The sequence below is a fragment of the Pseudomonas sp. 05N432 genome, assembly GCF_056396945.1.
Map to the genome: position 1 here is coordinate 37,046 of NZ_JBFTMM010000031.1, position 19,870 is coordinate 56,915.

Annotated in this window: 19 protein-coding genes, 1 tRNA gene and 1 pseudogene; 11 read left to right on the forward strand and 10 right to left on the reverse strand. The window is 59.3% G+C overall.

The features are described from left to right. The first annotated feature begins 58 nt into the window (after positions 1 to 58). Together AC1DHT_RS28360 and AC1DHT_RS28365 are read left to right on the forward strand one after the other, a co-directional pair. On the forward strand, positions 59 to 3,001 hold the full coding sequence (locus tag AC1DHT_RS28360; RefSeq protein ID WP_427546309.1) for a DUF748 domain-containing protein: 2,943 nt from the start codon (positions 59 to 61) through the stop codon (positions 2,999 to 3,001). A 2-nt stretch (positions 3,002 to 3,003) separates the two neighbouring features. After that, positions 3,004 to 3,303: a DUF2845 domain-containing protein gene (locus AC1DHT_RS28365; protein WP_427546307.1), complete on the forward strand. Its 300-nt coding sequence runs from the start codon at positions 3,004 to 3,006 to the stop codon at positions 3,301 to 3,303. A gap of 169 nt (positions 3,304 to 3,472) precedes the next feature. Here AC1DHT_RS28365 and AC1DHT_RS28370 read toward each other — a convergent pair whose 3' ends face one another. Both AC1DHT_RS28370 and AC1DHT_RS28375 read right to left on the reverse strand, forming a co-directional pair. Further along, positions 3,473 to 3,829, reverse strand: a complete 357-nt coding sequence (locus AC1DHT_RS28370; protein WP_427546305.1) for a BON domain-containing protein — start codon at positions 3,827 to 3,829, stop codon at positions 3,473 to 3,475. 277 nt (positions 3,830 to 4,106) lie between these two features. Next, positions 4,107 to 4,517 (reverse strand): pilin, encoded by a 411-nt coding sequence (locus AC1DHT_RS28375; protein WP_054595548.1) that lies wholly within the window; start codon positions 4,515 to 4,517, stop codon positions 4,107 to 4,109. A 226-nt stretch (positions 4,518 to 4,743) separates the two neighbouring features. Here AC1DHT_RS28375 and pilB point away from each other — a divergent pair, with 226 nt between their 5' ends. The 5 genes from pilB to yacG are packed head-to-tail and all read left to right on the forward strand — an operon-like array spanning position 4,744 to position 9,357. After that, positions 4,744 to 6,444 (forward strand): type IV-A pilus assembly ATPase PilB, encoded by a 1,701-nt coding sequence (gene pilB / locus AC1DHT_RS28380; protein WP_427546303.1) that lies wholly within the window; start codon positions 4,744 to 4,746, stop codon positions 6,442 to 6,444. A 3-nt stretch (positions 6,445 to 6,447) separates the two neighbouring features. Next, positions 6,448 to 7,665: a type II secretion system F family protein gene (locus tag AC1DHT_RS28385; protein ID WP_477761556.1), complete on the forward strand. Its 1,218-nt coding sequence runs from the start codon at positions 6,448 to 6,450 to the stop codon at positions 7,663 to 7,665. Between the two features lie 2 nt (positions 7,666 to 7,667). After that, positions 7,668 to 8,540: a prepilin peptidase gene (locus AC1DHT_RS28390; RefSeq protein ID WP_477761557.1), complete on the forward strand. Its 873-nt coding sequence runs from the start codon at positions 7,668 to 7,670 to the stop codon at positions 8,538 to 8,540. Next, entirely contained in the window at positions 8,537 to 9,160 is a 624-nt protein-coding gene (gene coaE, locus AC1DHT_RS28395; RefSeq protein WP_427532277.1) for a dephospho-CoA kinase, read from the forward strand. Before AC1DHT_RS28390 ends, coaE begins: the two co-directional genes overlap by 4 nt. Continuing rightward, a complete protein-coding gene (gene yacG, locus AC1DHT_RS28400) occupies positions 9,157 to 9,357 on the forward strand; it encodes a DNA gyrase inhibitor YacG (RefSeq protein ID WP_123423619.1) in 201 nt (66 codons plus the stop codon). Before coaE ends, yacG begins: the two co-directional genes overlap by 4 nt. Before the next feature lie 9 nt (positions 9,358 to 9,366). On the opposite strand, the gene AC1DHT_RS28405 is transcribed toward yacG, so the two are convergent. From AC1DHT_RS28405 to AC1DHT_RS28415, 3 genes are all read right to left on the reverse strand, one after another. Continuing rightward, positions 9,367 to 9,582, reverse strand: coding sequence for a hypothetical protein (locus AC1DHT_RS28405; RefSeq protein ID WP_054595542.1), 216 nt, complete (start codon positions 9,580 to 9,582; stop codon positions 9,367 to 9,369). A 63-nt stretch (positions 9,583 to 9,645) separates the two neighbouring features. Next, on the reverse strand, positions 9,646 to 10,332 hold the full coding sequence (locus AC1DHT_RS28410; protein WP_427546296.1) for an energy-coupling factor ABC transporter permease: 687 nt from the start codon (positions 10,330 to 10,332) through the stop codon (positions 9,646 to 9,648). Between the two features lie 130 nt (positions 10,333 to 10,462). Beyond that, a complete protein-coding gene (locus AC1DHT_RS28415) occupies positions 10,463 to 11,395 on the reverse strand; it encodes a LysR family transcriptional regulator (RefSeq protein ID WP_427546293.1) in 933 nt (310 codons plus the stop codon). Positions 11,396 to 11,516: 121 nt separating this feature from the next. On the opposite strand from AC1DHT_RS28415, the gene AC1DHT_RS28420 reads away from it, so the two are divergent. Beyond that, entirely contained in the window at positions 11,517 to 11,756 is a 240-nt protein-coding gene (locus AC1DHT_RS28420; protein ID WP_427546291.1) for a DUF2790 domain-containing protein, read from the forward strand. A gap of 20 nt (positions 11,757 to 11,776) precedes the next feature. On the opposite strand, the pseudogene AC1DHT_RS28425 reads toward AC1DHT_RS28420, so the two are convergent. The 3 genes and pseudogenes from AC1DHT_RS28425 to AC1DHT_RS28435 form a co-directional block, all read right to left on the reverse strand. After that, a pseudogene (locus tag AC1DHT_RS28425) lies at positions 11,777 to 12,169 on the reverse strand (methyl-accepting chemotaxis protein); the annotation flags it as partial. A gap of 494 nt (positions 12,170 to 12,663) precedes the next feature. Continuing rightward, on the reverse strand, positions 12,664 to 13,932 hold the full coding sequence (locus tag AC1DHT_RS28430) for an OprD family porin (protein ID WP_427546289.1): 1,269 nt from the start codon (positions 13,930 to 13,932) through the stop codon (positions 12,664 to 12,666). 74 nt (positions 13,933 to 14,006) lie between these two features. Continuing rightward, positions 14,007 to 15,350: an aromatic acid/H+ symport family MFS transporter gene (locus AC1DHT_RS28435; protein ID WP_477761558.1), complete on the reverse strand. Its 1,344-nt coding sequence runs from the start codon at positions 15,348 to 15,350 to the stop codon at positions 14,007 to 14,009. Positions 15,351 to 15,601: 251 nt separating this feature from the next. On the opposite strand from AC1DHT_RS28435, the gene AC1DHT_RS28440 reads away from it, so the two are divergent. The 3 genes from AC1DHT_RS28440 to AC1DHT_RS28450 all read left to right on the forward strand — a co-directional run bounded on the left by AC1DHT_RS28440 (position 15,602) and on the right by AC1DHT_RS28450 (position 17,837). Then, on the forward strand, positions 15,602 to 16,228 hold the full coding sequence (locus AC1DHT_RS28440) for a DUF1780 domain-containing protein (RefSeq protein ID WP_054595535.1): 627 nt from the start codon (positions 15,602 to 15,604) through the stop codon (positions 16,226 to 16,228). A 76-nt stretch (positions 16,229 to 16,304) separates the two neighbouring features. After that, positions 16,305 to 16,478, forward strand: a complete 174-nt coding sequence (locus AC1DHT_RS28445; protein WP_054595534.1) for a DUF3094 family protein — start codon at positions 16,305 to 16,307, stop codon at positions 16,476 to 16,478. A gap of 60 nt (positions 16,479 to 16,538) precedes the next feature. Beyond that, entirely contained in the window at positions 16,539 to 17,837 is a 1,299-nt protein-coding gene (locus tag AC1DHT_RS28450; RefSeq protein ID WP_427546285.1) for an NAD(P)/FAD-dependent oxidoreductase, read from the forward strand. 118 nt (positions 17,838 to 17,955) lie between these two features. On the opposite strand, the gene AC1DHT_RS28455 is transcribed toward AC1DHT_RS28450, so the two are convergent. Continuing rightward, positions 17,956 to 19,581 carry a methyl-accepting chemotaxis protein gene (locus AC1DHT_RS28455; protein WP_477750010.1) on the reverse strand — a complete coding sequence of 542 codons (1,626 nt, stop codon included), beginning with the start codon at positions 19,579 to 19,581 and terminating at the stop codon, positions 17,956 to 17,958. 160 nt (positions 19,582 to 19,741) lie between these two features. Beyond that, positions 19,742 to 19,818: transfer RNA gene (locus AC1DHT_RS28460), tRNA-Pro, on the reverse strand. Between the last annotated feature and the right edge of the window lie 52 nt (positions 19,819 to 19,870).

Sequence of the window (19,870 nt, forward strand, 5' to 3'; positions counted from 1 at the left end):
AACCAGAGTCGCATGCCATACTCCAAGGCACTCCCGATTCCGATAGTTGAAGCCGAACATGCCCAAAGGATTGATTCGCGCCATCGGCGCCTTGTTGATTGCCGTCGCCCTTTACAGCCTGTTGGGGTTTCTGATTTTACCGGGCATTGCCTTGCGGATCGCCAATCAACAATTGGCCAACTACGCGGCGGTGCCTGCGCACATTCAACGGATCGAACTCAATCCCTTCAGTCTTGAACTGACTGTGTGGGGCCTGAACATCGGCGAGCCGGGCAAGGAACAGCTCGCCTTCGAGCGCCTGTACGCCAACCTGCAAATCGATAGCCTCTGGACCCGCGCACTGCACCTGACCGATTTGCGGCTGGACAAGCAGAAAGCCGAGATTCTGTTCAACAAGGACGGCAGCCTGAACCTCACGCAACTGTTCAAGTTGCCGGCCAGCGAGCCGACCCCTGCTGACCCGAATGCCAAACCCTTCCCGCTGCGCATCGACCACATCAACCTGGCCGGTGGTTATGTGCACTTCCAGGACCTGCGCCCGAGCGAGCCGATCGAGTTCCTCTACGACACGCTCAATCTGGAGTTGAACAACCTCAGTACCCTGCCCGACGACAACGCCGCCATGACCCTCGTCGCAGCTGGCCCGGCGGGTGGCCGGATCGACTGGACCGGCCACATCAGCCTGGTGCCCATCAGCTCCGAAGGCACACTGAAAGTCACCGACGGCAAAATGAAATCCTGGTGGCCTTATGTGCGTGACGCATTGCCGCTGGTGCTCGAAGACGGAACGCTGAACCTGAGCACCGATTACAAGTTCAACCTGACGCAGGGAACCGAACTGCTGCTGAGCAACGCTTCGGTCAGCGTTGCTCCGTTCGCCATCAAGGCCCCGGATGGCCGGCCACTGGTGCGCCTCGAACGTCTGGACGTCAGCGAGACCACGGTCGATCTGGTCAAACAACAAGTGATCGTCGGCAAGATCCGCAGCCAGAAGCTCGAAACCTGGGCCGCCCGTGAAGCCGATGGCCAACTCGACTGGCAGAAACTCTTCGCCAGTCAACCGGCCAAACCGGCCACCAAACCCGAGTCGACCAAGGCCCCGGCGGCGGCAGACTCGCCGCAACCAAAACCCGATCCCGCGGTGCCGAGCAAACCCTGGCAAGTGCTGCTCAAGGATGTCGAGCTGCGCAACTATCAAGTGCACCTGGCCGACCGTCAGGCCCAACCGGCGGTGGCACTGGAGCTTGGCCCGCTGAACGTCGACGTGAAGAATTTCGATAGCCTCAATGGTTCGCCGTTCTCCCTCAAGGTCGATACCGGCCTGGGCAAGCAGGGCAAGATTCTCGCGGACGGCGAGGTCAACCTTGCGCCAATCAGCGCCAAGCTCAAGGTCCAGACCAAAGACATCGACCTGCGTGTCGCCCAGTCCTATATCACCCCGTTCATTCGTCTGGAGCTGCGTTCCGGGATGCTCGGCAGCGACTTGGCGGTTGACCTGAAAAGCACCGAGCCACTGGCGTTCAGCGTCACTGGCCGCGCTCAGGTCGATCAATTGCACACCCTGGACACCATGAAAACCCGCGACTTCCTCAAGTGGCAGCAAGTGGTGGTCGAAGGCCTGAACTACCAACACGGCGATAGCCTGTCGATCGACAAGATCAACCTGTTTCAGCCGTATGTACGTTTCATGATCAACGATGACCGCACCACCAACATCAATGACCTGCTGATCCCGCAACCGGCTGACAGCGGTAGCAAAACCGCCGCCGCAAAACCTGCTGCGAGCAAGGACAAGCCGCTGGGCATCCACATCGGCGCGATTGCCATCAACGACGGCTCGGCGAACTTCGCCGACTTCAGCCTGACACCGAACTTCGCCACTGCCATTCAACAGCTCAACGGCCAGATCGGCACTATCGACAGCCGCCAGGTCAAACCCGCCGCCGTCGACATCAAGGGCAAAGTCGACCGCTACGCCCCGGTGACCATCAAGGGCAGCGTCACCCCGTTCGACCCGATGACCGCGCTGGATATCGCCACCAGTTTCAAACGCGTCGAACTGACCACCCTGACCCCCTACTCCGGCAAATTTGCCGGCTATCGGATTCGTAAGGGCCGGCTCAATCTCGACCTGCACTACCAGATCGTCAAAGGCCAGTTGAAAGCCGAAAACAAAGTGGTGGTGGAGCAACTGCAATTGGGTGAAAAAGTCGACAGCCCGGACGCCGTGAGCTTGCCGCTGAAACTGGCCATCGCCTTGCTCAAGGACAGCGATGGCAAAATTTCCATTGATCTGCCGATAACGGGCGATCTGAACAACCCGCAATTCAGCATCATGCCGATCATCTGGCAGACCCTGCGCAACCTGATCGTGCGCGCGGCCGAGGCGCCCTTCAAGCTCATTGGCGGGCTGGTCAACGGCAGTGGGGCCGAGGACCTGGGCAGCGTGTCGTTCGCACCTGGCTCAAGCGAGCTGAGCAAAAACGCCGAGTCGGCGCTCGATACCCTCGCCAAAGCGCTCAAGGAACGTCCGGCCCTTCGCCTGGAAATCGAAGGCACCGCTGCCGAGAAGAGCGATGGCCCCTTGATTGCCGAACAGCGACTGGAACGTGAATACCAGTACAACTACTACAAAATGCTCCAGCGTCGCGGCGACAAAGTCCCTGCGCAAGCCTCGTTGCTGGCAGTCCCGGACAGCGAAAARGGCCCGCTGCTCGAAGCCATCTACCGCACGCGCCTGAAAACCCAGCCACCGGCCGAATGGACGCAACTGGACAAAACAGAACGCACCGCCAAACTGCGTGAAGGCGTGATCAAGTTCTGGTCTTCAGACACCGCGCTGCTGCGCCAACTGGGTCAGGATCGCGCCAGCACCATCAAGGACTACCTGGTCGACAAAACCCAGCTCGCCGATGACCGGGTGTATTTCGTTGACGCTAACCTGGGCGAAGCCGAAAGCGATGGCCAAGTCGTCACGCCCATGCACCTGGACGCGGAGTAAACATGAATAGCCGATTGCTGATCAGCCTGGCACTGGCGCTCTTTGCCAGCCAGGTGCAAGCCCAGACCGATACCTTGCGCTGCGGCAGTCAGTTGATCAGTGTCGGCGATCGCACAAGTGAAGTGCTGCACAAATGTGGCGAGCCGGTTGCACGTGATGCGTTGGGCTACAAACGCAGCGCCAATCGCCGGGAAGAAGTCCCGGTTGAGGAATGGACCTACGGCCCGAACAGCGGCATGTACCAATATCTGCGTTTTGAAGGCAACCGTCTGGTACGAATCACCAGCAAGCGCGGTAGCTGAAGTTACGACTATCCAATGTGCCAATGTGGGAGCGAGCCCGCTCGCGATAGCTGACTGACATTCAACATAGAGGATGAATGAAGAGTTGCCATCGCGAGCAGGCTCGCTCCCACATTGGTTCTACAGCGCTCTCAAGATTCCCTTCTCCCGGCTCAGGAAACCCTGGGTCTTACTGGGTCATCAGGCCATCAGCCGATACGGCTTTGACGCCTTTGATTTTCTTGGTGATAGCGACGGCCATTTCTTTCTGAGACTGGGTAATGGCTACTTTCGACGATAGGGAAACTACGCCTTTGTTGGTTTCGACTTTGATGTCGGTGCCAGGAATCCCTTTCTCGGTGACCAGATCGCTTTTCACTTTAGTGGTGATCCAGGTATCGGAAGTAGCTTCCTCGGCCTTGGTCATTTCACCGGCAGCCACCACCATCGGCGACTGTGTGGCTTGAGTGGTCTGCGCAAATGCAGCGTTGGCCATGGTCAGGGTCAGAGCGGTTGCAGCTGCGGCAGCGATAGCGAACGTCTTCATACGAGTAACTCCTGTTCTTCCAGAAAATCTGCTGCATGCCTTCTCAGCAGGGTTAACAGAGACAGTGCGAAGGCTGTGCCAACTTGAGACAGCGAAATAAACCGATAAAAATCAATATATTACAAAAAAACCAATTAACTGAAGTCATGCAAAATGCATGACCCGGGTGTTGTTGACATGCAAGTTGCGGCTTTTATCGAATTACCGCGATGCCATCGAACGGTCGAAAAAATGCCTCGCGTCCGTAGAGGCGAGGCATTGAGGCTTCGATACAGGATCAGACGCCTGTGCAACCCTTGGGCGCATAGTCCTGCAACGCGGTGGTCGCGCAGGTCCAGCCACCGGCCAGTGTCCGCGTCAGCGTGATGGTTTTGCTGAGCACCGGACCTGGTGCATTGACAATCGTGCAAACAATCGTGCCTGCACCGCTGGAAGCAGTACCCGATGCCGTGATTGTGCAGTTACCGGTAGTTGCCGTGCCACCGATCAGCGCCAGTGTCGGGTCGGTGCCCTGATTGATAATGTCTTCAAAAGGCACCTTCAGTGCTGAAATTTCCGCCAGCCCCGCAGTGACCTTCGCCCGCGCTTGATACTTGGAATACAGCGGCAACGCGAACGTCGCCAGGATGCCGATGATTGCCACCACGATCAGCAGCTCGATGAGGGTAAAACCTTTTTGATTATTCATAGAACAGGCTCCATGCATGAGGCGAAATCTCATGTCCTGAACCAGTCAAAGCACAGCACATGCCAACCCCTGCGCCCCCTGCTTACAGGGTGTCAGATCGGCAAAAGCCCGGTGCGTACCCCGAGGAACCGCACTATCTGACACTTTTTGTCACCTCAAGAGTGCTGGTGCGCTCCCATCCGTTGACTAGGCTATAAGTCTTGAACTGTCTGTGCCTGGTACTCGAATGAATGACATCGCTCTCAGCGGCCTGGCCAAGCAATTGGTGCTGGCCGAACTGCTCACTGACAAAAGCGCGCAACAGGCGTATCAGCAAGCTCAACGCAATCGCGTTTCCCTGGTCAGCTATCTGGTACAGAACAAAATGGTGAGCAGTCGCCAGGTTGCGGAAATTGCCTCCGAGCATTTCGGTGTCGCCTTCCTTGACCTCAACTGTCTCGACAAAGACTCCCAGCCCAAAGACCTGGTCAGTGAAAAGCTGATTCGCCAGCACCACGCCCTGCCACTCTGGCGGCGCGGCAACAAACTGTTCGTAGGCATTTCCGACCCGAGCAATCAGCAGGCGATCAACGATATCCAGTTCAGCACCGGGCTCACCACCGAAGCGATCCTGGTCGAAGACGACAAGCTCAGCGACGCCATCGAGAAATTCTTCGACAGCCACAGCACGGGCCTGGAAGACATGGCCGATATCGACCTCGGGGGCCTGGACATCGAAGCCGTCGACGACCAGCGTCAGGACGCTGTCACCGGCCAGGACTCCGACGATGCCCCGGTGGTGCGCTTCGTCAACAAGATGCTGCTGGACGCGATCAAGGGCGGCTCCTCAGACCTGCATTTCGAGCCCTACGAAAAAATCTATCGGGTGCGGGTGCGGACCGACGGCATGCTGCGCGAAGTCGCCAGACCGCCGACTCAATTGGCCAATCGCATCGCTGCCCGTCTCAAGGTGATGGCCAGCCTGGACATCTCGGAACGTCGAAAACCCCAGGACGGGCGGCTCAAGATGCACCTGTCGAAAAGCAAATCCATCGATTTTCGGGTCAACACCCTGCCAACGTTGTGGGGCGAAAAAGTCGTGATCCGGATTCTCGACCCCTCCAGCGCGCAGATGGGCATTGATGCGCTGGGTTACGAGCCCGACCAGAAAGACCTGTACATGGCGGCGCTCAAGCAACCTCAGGGGCTGATACTGGTTACCGGGCCGACGGGTTCAGGGAAAACCGTGTCGCTGTACACCGGGTTGAATATCCTCAACACCGTCGACATCAACATCTCCACCGCCGAAGACCCGGTGGAAATCAACATGGAAGGCATCAACCAGGTCAACGTCAATCCCAGGCAAGGCCTGGACTTCGCCCAGGCGTTGCGCTCATTTCTGCGCCAGGACCCGGACGTGATCATGGTCGGCGAGATCCGCGACCTGGAAACCGCCGAAATTGCGATCAAGGCTGCGCAAACCGGGCACCTGGTGCTTTCCACCCTGCACACCAACAGCGCAGCTGAAACCCTGACCCGCCTGCACAACATGGGCATCCCGGGGTTCAACATCGCCACGGCCGTGCACCTGATCATTGCCCAGCGCCTGGCTCGCAAGCTGTGCAGCCACTGCAAAAAAAGCCTTTCGATTCCCGACGATACCCTGATCAAGGAAGGCTTCCCACGGGAACGCATCGGCTCCTTCACGATCTACGAACCCGTCGGTTGCGATCACTGCAACAACGGCTACAAAGGGCGAGTCGGTATTTATGAAGTGGTGAAAAACACCCCGGAGCTGCAACGGCTGATCATGGCTGAAGGCAATTCTCTGGAAATCGATACGCAGATGCGCAAGGACGGCTTCAATGACCTGCGCACCTCGGGCCTGCTCAAGGCCATGCAGGGCGTCACCAGCCTTGAAGAAATCAACCGGGTCACCAAGGATTGAGTCATGGCGGTCAAAGCAATCAAGGTCAGCGTCTACGCCTGGGAAGGCACTGACAGGAAAGGCAGCAAAATATCCGGCGAGCTGAGCGGTCATAGCCCGGCAGTGATCAAGGCGCAGCTACGCAAACAAGGTATCAACCCGGGCAAAGTACGGAAAAAAACCGCTTCGCTGTTCAATCTCGGCAACCGTATCAAGCCGCTGGACATTGCCCTCTTCACCCGGCAGATGGCGACCATGATGAAAGCCGGTGTGCCCTTGCTGCAGTCGTTCGACATCATCGGCGAGGGCTTCGACAACCCGAACATGCGCAAGCTGGTGGACGAGGTGAAACAGGAAGTCGCCGCCGGCAACAGCTTCGCCACCGCGCTGCGTAAGAAGCCGCAGTACTTCGATGAGCTCTACTGCAACCTGGTCGACGCGGGCGAGCAGGCCGGCGCGCTCGACACGTTGCTGGAGCGGATAGCGACCTATAAGGAAAAAAGCGAAAGCCTCAAGGCCAAGATCAAAAAAGCCATGACCTATCCGCTGGCCGTGGTCTTTGTCGCAATCATCGTCACCGGCATTCTGCTGGTCAAAGTGGTCCCGCAGTTTCAGTCGGTGTTCTCCGGATTTGGTGCAGAACTCCCAGCCTTCACCCTGATGGTGATCGGTCTGTCCGAGTTCATGCAGGCGTGGTGGTGGCTGTTGCTCGGCGGCCTGATCGGTGGGTCTCTGGGCTTTCGCCATGCGCTCAGGCGCTCACAACGCTTTTGCGACTGGCTGGACGCGCAATTGCTGAAAATGCCGATAGTCGGCGCACTGCTCTACAAATCGGCAGTGGCCCGTTTTGCCCGCACACTGTCGACCACTTTCGCCGCGGGTGTGCCCTTGGTCGAAGCCCTGGATTCGGTAGCGGGCGCCACTGGCAATATCGTGTTCAAACGGGCGGTCTTGCGCATCAGGCAAGATGTCTCCACCGGCATGCAATTGAACTTCTCGATGCGCACCAGCGGGATATTTCCCAACATGGCGATTCAAATGGCCGCCATTGGCGAGGAGTCCGGCGCACTGGACGACATGCTCGACAAAGTTGCGATCTACTATGAAGCTGAAGTCGACAATATGGTCGACAGCCTGACCAGCCTGTTGGAACMGTTCATCATGGTGGTGCTCGGCGTCATTGTCGGCGGGCTGGTGGTTGCCATGTACCTGCCCATTTTCCAACTCGGCTCGGCGATTTGAACATGCCCTTGAGTGAATTCATGGCCGGTTACCCACTGGCGTTTGTTGTCACCGCACTCGTGCTCGGGCTGGTGATCGGCAGCTTTCTCAATGTGGTGGTCTKGCGCCTGCCGAAAATGCTTGAGGGCGACTGGCGGCAACAAGCCCTGGACGTACTGGGTTTACCGCCCGAAGCACCGGGCCCGACCTACAACCTGATGCTGCCGCATTCACACTGCCCACAGTGCGCTCATCGAATCCGCGCCTGGGAAAACATTCCACTGCTCAGTTACCTGGTATTGCGCGGCCGATGCTCGAATTGCAAAGCGCCGATCAGTACCCGCTACCCCTTGACCGAACTGGCCTGTGGCGTGCTCTCGGCGTTTGTCGCCTGGCACTTCGGCTTCGGTTGGACAGCTGCGTGGGGGCTGGTCTTGAGTTGGGGGTTACTGGCGATGTGTCTGATCGACGCCGACCACCAATTGCTGCCGGATGTACTGGTATTGCCGTTGTTGTGGCTGGGTCTGATCGTCAACAGCTTCGATCTTTTCGTACCTTTGCAGGCGGCAATGTGGGGGGCGGTAGCCGGCTACCTGCTGCTGTGGTCGGTGTATTGGCTGTTCAAACTGATGACCGGCAAGGAAGGTATCGGTCACGGCGACTTCAAGCTCCTGGCGCTGCTTGGTGCCTGGGGCGGCTGGCAGATTCTGCCGTTGACGGTCCTGCTTTCATCGCTGGTGGGCGCTGTCGGGGGAGTGATTTTGCTGCGCCTGAAAGACGCCAACACCTCGACGCCGATCCCCTTCGGACCCTATCTGGCAATTGCCGGCTGGATTGCCTTGCTCTGGGGTGGTCAAATAACCGGCTTCTATTGGCAGTTTGTCGGTTTCAAATGAATACCCCTGTGGAAAAACCCTGGATTCTCGGCCTGACCGGTGGCATCGGCAGCGGCAAAAGCGCGGCGGCCCAGCACTTCATCGATCTGGGTGTGCATGCGGTGGATGCCGATCATGCCGCACGCTGGGTGGTCGAACCCGGTCGCCCGGCGCTGGCGCAGATTGCCGAGCACTTCGGTGCCGGCGTGCTGCAAGCCGATGGCCAATTGAATCGTGCGGCACTGCGCAAGCTGATCTTTGAAGTTCCCGAAGAACGCCGCTGGCTCGAAGCGTTGCTGCATCCGCTGATCGCTCAGGAGATCGCGGCTCACCTGGCACGCGCACAATCACCTTATGCGATTCTGGTGTCGCCGCTGTTGATCGAGTCCGGGCAGTACAAAATGACCCAGCGAGTGCTGGTGATCGACGCACCGGAACACTTACAGATCGAACGAACCCTGCAGCGCGACCAGACCAGCGAACAGCAGGTCCAGGCGATCCTCAAGGCCCAGTCCAGCCGTCAGGACCGCCTCAGCCATGCCGACGATGTGGTGGTCAACGACCGCGACCTCGCCTGGCTGCACAGCGAGGTCGAACGCCTGCATCACTTTTACCTTACTTTGCGTGGAGGCCAGTCATGAGCCAACCCCCTGTCGTCGAATGTCCAACCTGCGGCGCCCCTGTTGAATGGAGCGAAGCCAGCACCTTCCGGCCGTTTTGCTCGGACCGCTGCAAACTGATCGATCTGGGCGCCTGGGCCTCGGAAGAACACAAGATCCCGGTCAGCCCCGACTCTGAAGACGAGTTGTTCTCGGAAGACTTCGACCCGCGCCACTGATCCCGCCCCTCAGGGCCGCATAAACCCGTAGTCCTGGCTGTCATCGAGATTCTCCGCCAGAAACTGCAACTCATCGGCCAGATCCTCGACACTGCGTACGCCCTTGCTCTGCTGCACCACCGCACTGAGCAAGGCGCGCAGGCTCAACCCTGGTTCAAACCCGGCTTCATGCGCTGACTCCAGACTGTTGCGCAATTCCTGTCTTGCCCATTCGTAAACGCTCATGCCACTGCTCCTGAGGATTTTCCAGAGCATGGAATCGCAGCCGATTCGAGCATTTGATATGGATCAAGGCTTGTCGTCGTCCTTCCACGGCGCCGACAAATAACGCGTGCGGTTAAAGGTCTCCAGCCACTCCGGACAGAACACCACCAGCGAACTGATCACCATGCCGTTGATAAACGCCTCGGGGAAAATGATCAGCCACAGGTAACCGACAAAATCCTCCAGCCATTCCGGCATCGCAAAACGCTCGTCGAACCACAACAGCCCCAGCGCCACCAGCAGGCAGAGCAACGCCGAAAGCCCGGCGGCCAAAAAACCCGAGCAAAAGATATACACAAAGGGATTACGCGGTTGCGCCCGCTCCACCAGGATCGCGCAGCATTCGGTGATCAGCACCGGCAACAGAATCAGCAATGCGCCATTGACCCCCATTGCGGCGAGGTCCTGACGCCCGAGCAGCACCAGCCCCACCTGCGCCACCAGCCCGCCGACAATCGCCAGCGGCCAGTCCAGCAATAACGTCACCGCCGTCATGCCGATGATGTGATAAGACACGCCGGTGTCGAAGTCCCGTCGCACGAGCCAGAGGACGAACAACGCGAACACGGTGCCAAACAGCAAATGCTGACGTCGACTGTCAGTGAACAACTCGACCCACGGCGCTCGGGCAACGGCCCAGATCAGCACCGGCACGTAGATCAGCCAGCCGACCGTGAGGGTTTCGGGTGACAGCAGTGCAGCACTGATCATCGCGCCAGGCACTCCCACGCGCACAACGGCACAAAACCCGCTAACCCTGCTGAGCAGACCTTCACTCCAGACTCCTTCCTGAACCGAAACAAGCCTTGAGTCTACACCGCCCTGCGCGCGCCCTTCGACCTCAGGCCCAGTGGCGTGGATCGCTCATCACTGCCTCATGCTCGGCGAACAGGCGCGGTAACTCGGCCTTCAGAAAGTCCACCCAGGTTCGGACCTTCGCATCGAGAAAGCGCCGCGACGGATACAGCGCGTAGACATTGCGCTCACGCGGGCGATAGGCAGGCAGCAGGCGCAGCAACGTGCCGTCGTTCAACGGCCGTGTCGCGGTATAAAACGGCAACAGACTGACCCCCATCCCCGCCTCGGAAGCCTTGACCATCGACTCGGCAACATTGCACTGAAACGTCTTCGCCGGGCTGACGCGATGCTCACCCTGCGCGTCATGGAACACCCATTGATCGCTGTACAACGGATCGAGCATGCGCAGGCATCGATGATCGTTCAGTGCCAGCGGGTTGCCTGGCACACCCTGGCGTTGCAGGTAGCCCGGGGAGGCGCAGGGCACGCTGTAAATCTGCCCGACGACCTGGGCGACAAACTGCGAGTCGGCCAGCTCATGGGCAATCGAAATCACCACGTCATGGCCTCCTTCCAGCGGATCCGGATTGCGTTGCGACAAGGTCAGCTCGAACACCACATCAGGATAGAGTTCGGTGTATCGAGCGATCAGCGGCGTAATCAGCACACCCAGGCCATGCATGCTGTGAACCCGCAACCGACCGCTGGGCTTGAGATGAGCGCCACGCGCTTCGGCCGTAGCCTCTTCCATCTCTTCGAGTATTTGCCGACTGCGCAGCAAAAAGCGCTCGCCGGCCTCGGTCAGGCTCAACCGCCGGGTGGTGCGTTGCAGCAGACGCGCCTGCACATGCTGCTCCAGATCCGCGACCAATCGGGACACTTGCGCGGTCGAGAGTTCAAGCGCGTCGGCGGCGGCGGTAAAGCTGCCGCTGTCCACCACGCGGACAAACACCCGCAAGTTGTTGAGCAAATCCATAGGCCCTCCTCAGGCACTGACTGTTGCGTTACACGTAAGGCTGCATCAGGCGTTTGCCCCTTTATCGGTAGCGGGCAAGGCATAGACTTCAATCATCGGAACCCACACGGAGCACACAAAAATGAAAACCTTGATCAGCCTGTTTCTGACCGTTGTCGCCACCTCCGCCATGGCCGCCGGCAACGAACCCACCACTCCGTACAACCCGGCGCAACCGCTGGACATCGCCAAAGTGGTATCCGTGACGAACACCGCCACCGCCTGCGACGTCGTGCCGGCGACCATGGTCTACATCGATCATCAAGGCCAGACCCGTCGCGTGACTTATCAGGTCATGGGCAGTTGCACGAGCGACCTGTGATCCCTGGCTCGCCGCACGACTCAAACGACCATCCGTTTCGCCTGCAAGGCCAGATCATGCAGCCCGGCCAAGCGCGCCATGATGCGCTCGACCACTTCGACCCGGGCCAGCGCACCACTTTGCAGTTCGCCCATCGAGTGCAGCGCCACTTCGGCCTTTTCCAGCCCCAGACGCGTTGAACCGGCCAACTGCTCGATACCTTGGCGCGCATGCTCGGCGGACTGTTCCAGGCCCGTCGCGATCTGCCTGATCTGCGCACTGGAATCCGCCGCCTGACGTGACAGATTACGCACTTCGTCCGCCACCACCGCAAAGCCTCGGCCATGGCTGCCTGCCCGTGCCGCTTCGATGGCTGCGTTCAACGCCAGCAGATTGGTCTGGCGGGAAATATCCTGAATGCTGCCGACAATCGCACCGATGCGCATCGACTGAGCGCCGAGTTCATCGAACACTTGATCGAGACGCTGCATGTAGAGGTTCAGGTCCCCCAGCACACTGGCCGAAGACTGCATGCTCAGCGCACTCGCCTTCACCCGCTCGCCGGCCGTGCGCGCCAGTTGATTGGCAAAACGCATGTCTTCCTCGGTTTGCAGCACCGACTCGGTCAATTGCTCCAGCGTGAGGTGCACAATCGCACCGGGCCATTCGCGCTCCGGTTGCACTGCCGGGGTCGGGGACTCGATCAGCTCCACGCTCGGCTCGGGAACTTCAGACTCAAGCGGCGGCGTCACTGTCACCGGTGGCTGTCGACGAGACAGCGCCGCAGCGAACAGCAATGCGAGGTTGATCCCACCAGCCAGCAGCAGCCGCCCGTTATCACCCCAGGCCAACATCACAGCGCCCACGCCAGCACTCATCAACAACAAACCCGCACCGATCTTGCGCGGCCCGCGTTCTTGCACGCCGGTCATAGCAGCGTCCAGGTGTAACTGAGGATCAAGCGGTTTTCGTCGATATCACTGCGGTAGTTGGAACGCGCCACGGCGTTGCGCACGCGTATCCCGAGACCTTTGAGGGTGCCGCTCTGCAGCACATAACCGAGATCGAGATCGCGTTCGCGGTCCTTGCCTTCGAAACCCTTGCCGGTGTCGACGTTGTTGCCGGTGATGTAACGCACAGTGCTGGTCAGCCCCGGCACCCCGAGGGCGGCGAAGTCGTAGTCGTAGCGCGCCTGCCAGGAGCGTTCGTCGGTGTAGGCGAACTCGTAGGTCGGCACCTCGTTACCCAGCGGCGAGATGTTGGCGAAGACCCGTGGGAAGGCACTGTCGCCATACATCCCCTGATAACCGACATAGAACGTATGGCCGCCATGCTTGGCCGACAGCAAGGAGAAGAACGCCCGGTTGTCGATGTTGCCCAGCCATTTTTTGCCGTCCTCACGGGAGTCGTAGTAGCCCAGGTTGGCGCCCAGAGTCCAGTCGCCCAACGGTTCGCTGTGCTTGAGGCCGAGGAAGCGCTGGTTGTAGATATCTTCCAGTTGCCCGTACCAGGCACTGACCGAGGTGCGTTTGTCATTGAAGGCGTAATCGGCGCCCGCAAAGTTGAAACCGTCACTGCTGGCCTGGCGCTGCGGCACATGGCCGAGCATGGCCTGCATCTTTTGCTCGCCGGACTCGTTGCGCAGGCTGGTCGAACTCAAATGCCCAGCCTGCAAGGTCAGGCCGTTGATCTCGCTAGAGCTGATGCTCGCCCCTTGGTAGGTCGGCGGCAGCAAGCGAATATCGCTGAAGGCCAGCACCGGCAGGTTGGGTTGCAATTCACCGACCTTCAATTCGGTCTTTGAGTAACGCAGCTTCAACGCACCGGCCAGACGACTGTAATCATCCGCCGCGTGCCCATCGCTCTGTACCGGCAACAGCCCGGTATTGACCCGATCCGGACTGCTGTCGAGCTTGAGGCCGAGCAAGCCGATGACATCCACGCCGACACCAATGGTGCCTTGGGTGTAGCCGGATTTGACGTTAAGGATGAAGCCTTGGGCCCACTCTTCGGCCTTCGACTGTTTGTTGGCCCCGACGATGTCGGAAAAGTCCCGGCTGAAGTAGTAATTGCGCGCCTGCAAGGTGGCGCTGGTGTCTTCGATAAAGCCGCCCTCCGCGGCCATCAAGCCACTGGAGAAACCCGAGGCGACCGCCAGGGACGCCACTGAACCCAGTGTGGGGAGAATCTGTTTCATCGCTTTTCTCTTATTGTTATTGATCGACAGGTTGGCGAATGCCACCCGCAGCGTTGCGATGCGGGTGGTGGGAGTCAGACGCTGGTCGGCGCCAGTCTCGAGGCGACGCCTTTGCTGGTGCGCTGACTGCTGAGGGCGAACACGGCCATGGCGATGGCGGCGACCGCCCCTGGCAAGGCGAACGCCATGAAGTTCAGTTGCAGCGGCAGGCTGATCCCCAGCAACGCACCGCCCAACAGCGGGCCGACGATGGCCCCGTTGCGGCCGATACCCGAGGCCCAGCCCAATCCGGTGGAACGAATGGCCRTGGAATAGAACTGCGCGGCGCAGGCATACAACAGGATCTGCGAGCCGATCGTGGTGGCACCGGCAATGGCGATCAGCAGGTAGAGCACCGGCATCGGGCTGTTGAAGCCGAGCAAGGTGATCGATATGGCGGCGATGGCGAAGAACACCGCCAAGACCCTCGGCAGGTTGAGTTTGTCACCCAACACGCCGCCGCCGACCGCGCCGAAGATGGCACCGAAGTTCAGTACCAGCAGGAATGACAGACTCGAACCCAGGCTATAACCGGCGTTGGCCATCAGTTTCGGCAGCCAGGAGCTCAAGGCATACACCATCAACAGGCAGCAGAAAAACGCCAGCCACAACATCAGCGTGCGCATCGCCCGGCCTTCACGAAACAGCTGTAAAACCGGGGTGCCGCGGCCTTTTACTTCGGTCATGTGCAGTTGATCGGTGGCTTGCGCAACATAAGCCGGGTCAACCCGTTGGAGAACCTTGCGCGCCTGTTCATTGCGGCCCTGACGCAGCATGAAACCTACCGACTCGGGCAAGAAGTACATGATCAGCGGCAACAGCAGCAACGGAAAAATCGCCACATAAAACACCGACTGCCAGCCAAAGCTCGGGATCAGCACAATGCCCAGCCCAGCCGAGAGCATGCCACCCACTGAGTAACCGCTGAACATGATCGCCACCAGGGTGCTGCGGATTCTTTTCGGCGCGTACTCGTTCATCAGCGCCACCACGTTGGGCATCACCCCGCCAATCCCCAGCCCGGCAATGAACCGGCAAATGCCAAATTCAGTGGGGTTGCTGGCAAAACCATTGAGCACGGTGAAACCACTGAAAAGCATCACGCACAGGGTGATGGCTTTTTTGCGGCCGATCCTGTCCGACAGCGGGCCGAAAAACAGTGCCCCGAACATCATGCCAAACAGTGCATAACTGCCTAATGCACCTGCCTGCAGAGGACTCAGCCCCCAGTCCTTCATCAGCATCGGCAGCACCACGCCATAGATCACCAGATCGTAACCATCGAAGATGATGATCAGGGCACACCAGCACAGCACCCTCCAGTGAAAACGGTTGAAGCGTGCGTTGTCGATAACCTCATGTACGTCGATCGTGCGCATGGCATCTTTCTCTTGTTGTTGTTTTTTTATGAGCTTCGGTAACGCGGTAAACGTCCGTACAGCTGAGGGTAGGGACGCTTGGCGCACGGCAATATCCGCTTTGTGCAGATCGCTATCCGTTTTGTGCAGTGCCCTGGACCGGGTTTTGGAGGAAGATCGCCGGATGCCTGCAACGATGAAGACCCGGGAAAGTTTTTCCTCTCCGACAAACTGTCTTCTTTGCGATCGCATTTGAACGCTAAGCTTGGCCTATGGATGACTCAGATTATTTGCGCTTGCTGACCATCGCGGCCGAGCAAGCCAACGCGTTCCTTTCCAATGCCCGCAAATGGGAGCGTGAGCGTTGGGTTTGCCAACGCCTGCTGCAAGGCTTGAACATTCCCTACCGCGTCGACGAATTCACCCCCGCCGGAGAACCGCCGGACGTACTGTTTCGCGAGGCAAATTTCGAGGTGTTCTTCGTGCTCGACGAAGGTCGACGGTTGAATGACGAGTGGCGCGACGAACTGCAACGCCGGCGCAGTGCGTTCTCCCTGAGCCAACTGGTGCGCCGCGAAGCCAAGCCGAGGCGTATTCCAGCCAACGAGTTCTTGCTGAGACTGGCACCGACCTTGCGCAAAAAAGCCCATAACTACAAAGAGCGGGGGATGGACCTGGGCGAACTGGACATCATCGCCTTCGCCAGCCTCAAGCGCGAAGTGCTTGACCTCAACAGCCATTTCCCGCCGCCGACCGAATACCTGCGCCAGGGGTGGCGCTCGCTGTCACTGGTGGGCCCGACCTTCGCCCGCGTGCTGTTTGCCCATCCCGATGCACCGGACTTTTTGCGCGGTAATCTGGGGCGCAGCATCCTCTTCGACGTCGGGATCAGCCTGTGAACCCACGACAGCAATTGTTGGCGCCCCTGCTGTAGCTTCTATACATTTAGCAACGTCTACCTGACGAGGGCTTATCATGACCAGCCGCCTGAAACCCGACGACCAGCAGCATGTCGAAGAGTATCTGCAACTGTCGCAGAACCGAGTCGAGCGCCGGCCTTTCCGGCCGTGGATGCTCCTCGTGGTGGTATTGGCAGTGACCATTGGCCTGGGCCTTGTGAGCCGACTTATCAGTTACCTGACGCTATGAGCAGCGTGGCGCTCGCTCGGGTAATTGCACCGATTTCCTTTAGCCTTGCGAGATATCCCCATGACTCATCGTATTGTCATCGTTGGCGGCGGCGCCGGCGGTCTGGAGTTGGCTACCCGTCTGGGTAAGACTCTGGGCAAGCGTGGCACCGCCAGTGTGATGCTGGTCGACGCGAACCTGACGCACATCTGGAAACCGCTGTTGCATGAAGTGGCGGCCGGTTCCTTGAACTCTTCCGAAGACGAACTCAACTATGTCGCCCAGGCAAAATGGAACCACTTCGAGTTCCAGCTGGGGCGCATGAGCGGGCTCGATCGTGCCCAGAAGAAAATCCAGCTGGCGGCTACCTACGATGAAAATGGCCGGGAACTGGTGCCGGCACGCGAGGTGGGTTACGACTCGCTGGTGATTTCGGTCGGCAGCACCACCAACGATTTCGGCACTCAGGGCGCGGCGCAACACTGCCTGTTCCTCGACACCCGCAAACAGGCCGAGCGCTTCCACCAGCAATTGCTCAACCACTACCTGCGCGCCCACGCCGGGCAATCCGATGCAGTGCAACAGATCAGCGTGGCCATCGTCGGCGCAGGTGCCACCGGCGTTGAACTGGCGGCGGAACTGCACAACGCGGCCCACGAACTGGCCGCATACGGCCTGGACCGGATTCTGCCGGAAAACATGCACATCACCCTGATCGAAGCCGGCCCACGGGTGCTGCCTGCCCTGCCGGAGCGGATCGGCGGCCCTGTGCATAAAACCCTGGAGAAGCTCGGGGTCACGGTGCTGACCAACGCGGCGGTCAGTGAAGTCACTGCCGATGCGCTGATCACGGCCAGCGGCCAGGAGATCAAGGCCAGCCTGAAAGTCTGGGCAGCCGGGATCCGGGCGCCGGGTTTCCTCAAGGATATCGACGGCCTGGAAACCAACCGGATCAACCAGCTGCAAGTGCTGCCGACCCTGCAAACCACCCGCGATGAAAACATTTTCGCCTTTGGTGACTGCGCCGCCTGCCCGCAAACCGGCACCGATCGCAACGTACCGCCACGTGCGCAAGCCGCACACCAACAAGCCTCGCTGCTGGCCAAATCGTTGAAACTGCGCATCGAAGGCAAGCCGTTGCCGACGTACAAGTACACCGATTACGGCTCCCTGATCTCGCTGTCGCGTTTTTCGGCTGTGGGTAACTTGATGGGCAACCTGACCGGCAGCGTAATGCTTGAAGGCTGGCTGGCGCGGATGTTTTACGTGTCGCTGTACCGCATGCACCAGGTCGCGCTGTACGGCCCGTTCCGCACGGCGATGCTGATGCTCGGCAGCAGGATTGGGCGTGGCACTGAACCGCGCCTGAAGCTGCACTAACAAAACCAGTAATGTGGGAGCGAGCCTGCTCGCGATAGCGGACTGCCAGTTAACTCAATGTTGACTGACCTATCGCCATCGCGAGCAGGCTCGCTCCCACATTTTTTATCGCTCAAATTTACACCTGAAAGCGCCGCACCATGCCTTGCAACGCGCTGGCCAGTTTCGACAGCTCATGGCTGGAAGCGCTGGTCTGATCCGCACCTGCCGCAGAACGCACCGACAAATCACGGATGTTCAGCAGATTTCGATCCACTTCCCGCGCCACTTGTGCCTGCTCTTCGGCGGCACTGGCGATCACCAGATTGCGCTGGTGAATTTCATGCACCGACGCGGTGATGGTTTGCAGGGCTTCGCCCGCCCGCTCGGCCAGTAGCCGCGTACTGGCGGCACGGGAGGCGCTGGCCTGCATCGACTCGAGCGCCAGGCTCGACCCTTTGCGCATGCCCTGCACCATCTGCTCGATTTCCTGGGTCGACTGCTGCGTGCGGTACGCCAGCGCCCGTACCTCATCGGCCACCACCGCAAAACCCCGACCGCTTTCGCCCGCCCGGGCAGCTTCAATCGCCGCATTGAGGGCCAATAAATTGGTTTGCTCGGCAATGGCGCGAATCACATCCAGCACCTTGCCGATGTCCTGGGATTGGTTGGCCAGTGACTGCACCAGTTCACCGGTGTGCTGCACATCGTTGGCCAGGGCGCTGATGGCACTGGCGGTTTCGCTGACCCGCTCCTGCCCCAATTGCGCCGACTCACTGGACTGACGGGTCGCATCGGAAGTCGACACCGCATTGCGCGCGACTTCCTCCACGGCGGTGGTCATTTCGTTGACGGCAGTCGCCGCCTGTTCGATCTCGTTGTTCTGCTGTTGCAGGCCCTGAGTGCTGTCGAGGGTCACCGCGTTCAACTCATCCGCTGCCGTGGCCAATTGCGTGGCCGAACCGCTGATGCCTTGCAGGGTTTCCCGAAGGTTGCGCTGCATGGTCGCCAGCGCCTTGAGCAAACGGCTGACTTCGTCGTTGCCATGGGTTTCGATGGGTTGGGTCAGGTCGCCCCGCGCCACGCTTTCGGCTGCATTCAGGGCCACAGTCAGGGGGCGCACGATGCTGCGGGTCAGCAACATGGCGAGTCCGACGGTCGCCAGAGCGGCCAGACCGATGAACAGGCTGACAATCAGCCGCGAATTCAGGTAACGCGCTGCGGAGTTCTGGCTTTCTGTGGCGACCTGTTTGGCGAACAGTTCTGCCAGGTCATTGAGCTGTTTGCCGGAACCGTCGACTACGGTTTTCATGTCGACCAGCAGCAGCTTGGTCAATTCGTCACGCCGACCTTGCTCGGCCAGGACGAAGGACTGGGCGATGCCCGAACGATAGGCCGCGAAGGTTTTTTTGAACTGGTCATACAACCCTTTGCCTTCGGCAGTGGTGACCAGCTTGTCGTAGGCGGCAATCTTGTCGCTCAGTTCCTTGTCGCGGGTGTCCATCTGGCTGCGGTACTGCGCAATGTTCTTCAGATCCGGGTCCAGGGCCATGCGCAGGGAAATGGTACGGATGCGCAACATGATCTCGCGGATCTCGTCGCCACCACGAATGCTCGGCAACCATTGATTCTCGACCGCGACTTCACTGTCGCGAATGCTCGACATCTGTCCCAGCGCGAACACGCCAAGCAAGGCGACCAGCACTGCAATAAGGGCAAATCCCAATGCTGCGCGAGGAGCGATATTCAACTGACGAAGCAACATAACGAGCGCCCTTTTTCTTGTTGTGGCCTGAGTAAAGGGGCGTGACTACCGCAGTCCCCCGTCAGCTCGTTATCGGCAGGTTGTACGATGACTTGAAGGCAATGGTTTTTTCAACAGACAAAAAAAATCCCCGTATCTTTCGATACGAGGATTTTTAATATGGTCGGGGTAAGGGGATTCGAACTCCTGACATCCTGCTCCCAAAGCAGGCGCGCTACCGGACTGCGCTATACCCCGGTTTGAAATTGGCTCCGTGACCAGGACTCGAACCTGGGACCCAATGATTAAC

What these genes read in the sequence shown, in the direction of transcription:
- AC1DHT_RS28365 (WP_427546307.1), top strand. Translation starts at nt 3,004, where the DNA reads ATGAATAGCCGATTGCTGATCAGCCTGGCACTGGCGCTCTTTGCCAGC.
- AC1DHT_RS28370 (WP_427546305.1), bottom strand. Translation starts at nt 3,829, where the DNA reads ATGAAGACGTTCGCTATCGCTGCCGCAGCTGCAACCGCTCTGACCCTG.
- AC1DHT_RS28375 (WP_054595548.1), bottom strand. Translation starts at nt 4,517, where the DNA reads ATGAATAATCAAAAAGGTTTTACCCTCATCGAGCTGCTGATCGTGGTG.
- pilB (WP_427546303.1), top strand. Translation starts at nt 4,744, where the DNA reads ATGAATGACATCGCTCTCAGCGGCCTGGCCAAGCAATTGGTGCTGGCC.
- coaE (WP_427532277.1), top strand. Translation starts at nt 8,537, where the DNA reads ATGAATACCCCTGTGGAAAAACCCTGGATTCTCGGCCTGACCGGTGGC.
- yacG (WP_123423619.1), top strand. Translation starts at nt 9,157, where the DNA reads ATGAGCCAACCCCCTGTCGTCGAATGTCCAACCTGCGGCGCCCCTGTT.
- AC1DHT_RS28405 (WP_054595542.1), bottom strand. Translation starts at nt 9,582, where the DNA reads ATGAGCGTTTACGAATGGGCAAGACAGGAATTGCGCAACAGTCTGGAG.
- AC1DHT_RS28410 (WP_427546296.1), bottom strand. Translation starts at nt 10,332, where the DNA reads ATGATCAGTGCTGCACTGCTGTCACCCGAAACCCTCACGGTCGGCTGG.
- AC1DHT_RS28415 (WP_427546293.1), bottom strand. Translation starts at nt 11,395, where the DNA reads ATGGATTTGCTCAACAACTTGCGGGTGTTTGTCCGCGTGGTGGACAGC.
- AC1DHT_RS28420 (WP_427546291.1), top strand. Translation starts at nt 11,517, where the DNA reads ATGAAAACCTTGATCAGCCTGTTTCTGACCGTTGTCGCCACCTCCGCC.
- AC1DHT_RS28430 (WP_427546289.1), bottom strand. Translation starts at nt 13,932, where the DNA reads ATGAAACAGATTCTCCCCACACTGGGTTCAGTGGCGTCCCTGGCGGTC.
- AC1DHT_RS28440 (WP_054595535.1), top strand. Translation starts at nt 15,602, where the DNA reads ATGGATGACTCAGATTATTTGCGCTTGCTGACCATCGCGGCCGAGCAA.
- AC1DHT_RS28445 (WP_054595534.1), top strand. Translation starts at nt 16,305, where the DNA reads ATGACCAGCCGCCTGAAACCCGACGACCAGCAGCATGTCGAAGAGTAT.
- AC1DHT_RS28450 (WP_427546285.1), top strand. Translation starts at nt 16,539, where the DNA reads ATGACTCATCGTATTGTCATCGTTGGCGGCGGCGCCGGCGGTCTGGAG.
- AC1DHT_RS28455 (WP_477750010.1), bottom strand. Translation starts at nt 19,581, where the DNA reads ATGTTGCTTCGTCAGTTGAATATCGCTCCTCGCGCAGCATTGGGATTT.